The following is a 3164-nucleotide window of genomic DNA, read 5'->3' on the forward strand; positions in this document are numbered from 1 at the left end:
CCGCCAAAGCTCAGGCGATCTTCAGCACCACGCGGCCGACGATCGCGCCCCGGCGCATCTCGTCCAGCACGGTATTGATGGCGGACAGCGGTTCGGTGCGGACCGTGGCCTTGACGAGCCCGTTGGCGGCGAAGGCGATCGCCTCGTTGAGGTCCTGCCGGGTGCCGACATTGGAGCCGCGGATGGTGAGCTCGCCGTTGATGATGGCCGCCAGCGAGGCGCGGATTTCATCACCCTTGCCGCCGGGCAGGCCGATATAGACCGCGGCGCCCCCTAGCCGCAGCATGAGCAAAGCCTGCTCGAAAGCGCGCGGCGCCACCGCCGTCACAACCGCGCCGTGTACGCCGCCGGTGGCTGTCCGCAAGGCGGCCACCGCATCGGCCTGGGCGCCGTTGACAGTGACTTCGGCGCCCAGCGCGCGGGCCAGCGCCAGCTTATCCTCCGCGACGTCGACAGCCGCCACCCGGAGCCCCATCGCCCGGGCATATTGCACGGCGATGTGGCCAAGCCCGCCGATGCCGATCACCGCCACCCACTGGCCGGGCCGGGCCATGCTGCGTTTGAGGCCGCGGTAGGTGGTGACCCCGGCGCACAGGATCGGCGCCATCGCATAGGGGTCGGCGCCAGGCGCGAGCTTGCCCACGAAAGCGGCGGGCGCCAGCATGTATTCGGCATACCCGCCGGGCCTCGTGTAGCCGGTGGCCTCGCCCGCGGGGCAGACGGTCTCCATGCCGGCGAGGCAGAATTCGCAGCGGCCGCAAGCCGAGAACATCCACGGCACGCCCACCTCCTCGCCCTCGGCGAAGCCGGACACGCCAGGGCCCAGCCTGGCGACGGTTCCGACGACCTCGTGGCCGGGGATCAGCGGCAGCACCGGCGGCGGCGTCCAGTCGCCATCCACCGCGTGGAGATCGCTGTGGCACACGCCGCAGGCGGTCACTTTGATGAGCAGGTCACCCGGCCCCGGCGCGGGAACCGGCAGGTCTTCGATCGTCAGGGGGGCGCGGAGGCGGTGAAGGACGGCGGCTTTCATGGTCTGGGTCATGGCCGTCACCATAGGGCAGGGCCACCGCGTCTGTCGACCCGGCCCTCAGAAGCTCCAGCCCAGCTTGGCGGTGACCGCGCTGGACGTGTCGCCGCCACTGAACCAGCCATTGCGCGACAGCCGCAGGTCAAAGCCTTCGGTCAGCGCCAGGGCCGAGGCGGAATTCGAGGCGGCTCGGGTGAAAAGCGCCGGGAGCCGTCTTAAGACTTGAAATGGAACAAAACATGAACTATATTGCTGCGGATGGCGGGCGAATGGCAATGGAGCTTTCGCCGGTCATTGACTAGGGTGTTGGAAAACGAGGATCAGTATCATGGCGGGATCGGTGAACAAGGTCATTCTGGTTGGAAATCTGGGGCGTGACCCGGAGGTGCGCCACACCCAGGATGGCAAGCCGATCGTCAACCTGTCGCTCGCCACCTCCGAGACCTGGCGAGACCGCAACACTGGCGAGCGCAAGGAAAAGACCGAGTGGCACCGGGTGGTGATCTTCAACGAAAACCTCGCCAAGGTGGCCGAGCAATATCTCAAGAAAGGCTCGACGGTCTACATCGAGGGCCAGCTGCAGACGCGCAAATACACCGACAAGGACGGCATGGAAAAATACTCCACCGAAGTGGTGCTGCAGAATTACCGCGGCGAACTCACCATGCTGGGCGGTCGGCCTGGCGGCGGCGAGGGAGCGTCCTTCGGCGGCAGCGACGAATTCGGCCAGTCCAGCCCCATGGCCCGCGGCGGCCAGTCCAAGGCGCAGCTTCCTGGCCGCGACCTTGATGATGAGGTGCCGTTTTAGGGTCAGCTGACGCCGCTCAGCTGACGGGTGGTTGACTTTCTCTACCGTTTGTTTTTCTCATAGATCACCAGTGAGGAAAGACACATGGCGAAGGCTTATTGGGTCATTGGCGCTGCATTTGCCGCATTCATGGGAATAGCACTGACTTATCCCGGTTTCCCGGTATACCTTATTGTGGGTGTTTCCATCACTCTGCTCGGCTTGACCTATTCGGCATTTCAAGCAGGCCGAGTGCAGAATATCGCTGAATCGCGTGCTATCGTGACCAACTCAACCTTTTCGGCTGTGTTCTCCATAGGTGCGGTAATCGCTGGGATCGCCTTGGGCATTGTGGGCGCGCCGACTTGGCTTACAGTCGTCGTGGCGATACTGTTGGGTTTTGTACTCGTTTTGTACACGCTGTTTATGAAACAGACGTAGCCTGGCTCGGCATATCAAATGAGGTGAGAAGTTGAATATGTATGCGACTGCGGCGGTTAGAGCCGCCCTTGCGACTACGATTTATGCCGGACTGATGGTATTATCTGGCATCGCAATCCAGGTTTTCTCATACATAATCTACTTTGCAGTCCTGTGGGCTGTATTTGTGCTTTTTTCCTTCTGGGAGCAAGGCCGAGGACCGAAATCGGGCTAACGTCGCAAGGCGCACGTTCACCGATGCTGGGGCGTACTGAGCGGAATTTGTAGCGGCACGCCAGTGATGCTATCCGGCAAGCTGCCACGGTCGACAGGTGGGTAAGAACCTAACCACGACTGTGAATGAAAGTGAAGCGCGGCTATTGCCAACCGCACTCACCGCCTTGGTAACTGCAACCGCAACTTTCGCAGTCGTCCAGAGATATCTGATGAAGCAGGAACTTCGGATATCTGTTCTGGTGATATTTGCTCTGACTTTTGCGTTGGGATTGGCTGTTCTCCAAATTCTCCTTGGGGTCTGAGTGCGCAGTTGCCAGCCGCAGGCATCAAGCTACAATTCGGCACGTCTCTTGCCACTGGTCGCCGGGGACACCTTTTCTGTTGACGTGATCTTATCGGCCTTGTCGCCCCAGATGATCCTAGCCTCAATTCCTCAAAGCCGCGCCTGTGGGTGTCTAGCGCTGGCCAATTCGAGTGATGAGGCGGGGCGGCAGCCGGAGGGATGGCGCAAGCCCGCTTCGAGCACTCAGAACTCCGGTTTACGCCGGAAAATCAACCGCTTTGATAACGTACAGAATCTTTCGCACTTTTCAAAACGGGTGGCTTCTTTCACATTGAAGGAGGAAAGAGGCTATGAAGGAAGAGAACGACGGCAGACCGATGGGGCAAGTCATCAAGATCGATGAAGCC

Annotated in this window: 4 protein-coding genes; 2 read left to right on the forward strand and 2 right to left on the reverse strand. The window is 61.2% G+C overall.

All coding sequences use genetic code 11. The features are described 5' to 3' along the window. Positions 1-10: 10 nt before the first annotated feature. Together ACKOED_RS11395 and ACKOED_RS11400 are read right to left on the reverse strand one after the other, a co-directional pair. Positions 11-1045, reverse strand: coding sequence for a zinc-dependent alcohol dehydrogenase (locus tag ACKOED_RS11395; RefSeq protein ID WP_408916715.1), 1035 nt, complete (start codon positions 1043-1045; stop codon positions 11-13). Between the two features lie 45 nt (positions 1046-1090). After that, entirely contained in the window at positions 1091-1306 is a 216-nt protein-coding gene (locus ACKOED_RS11400) for a hypothetical protein (protein WP_408916716.1), read from the reverse strand. A gap of 52 nt (positions 1307-1358) precedes the next feature. Here ACKOED_RS11400 and ssb point away from each other — a divergent pair, with 52 nt between their 5' ends. Together ssb and ACKOED_RS11410 are read left to right on the forward strand one after the other, a co-directional pair. Further along, positions 1359-1838 carry a single-stranded DNA-binding protein gene (gene ssb, locus ACKOED_RS11405; protein WP_408916717.1) on the forward strand — a complete coding sequence of 160 codons (480 nt, stop codon included), beginning with the start codon at positions 1359-1361 and terminating at the stop codon, positions 1836-1838. 84 nt (positions 1839-1922) lie between these two features. Further along, positions 1923-2258 (forward strand): hypothetical protein, encoded by a 336-nt coding sequence (locus ACKOED_RS11410; protein ID WP_408916718.1) that lies wholly within the window; start codon positions 1923-1925, stop codon positions 2256-2258. Positions 2259-3164 lie beyond the last annotated feature (906 nt).

The sequence above is a fragment of the Aestuariivirga sp. genome, from assembly GCF_046093005.1.
Classification (GTDB): domain Bacteria; phylum Pseudomonadota; class Alphaproteobacteria; order Rhizobiales; family Aestuariivirgaceae; genus Aestuariivirga.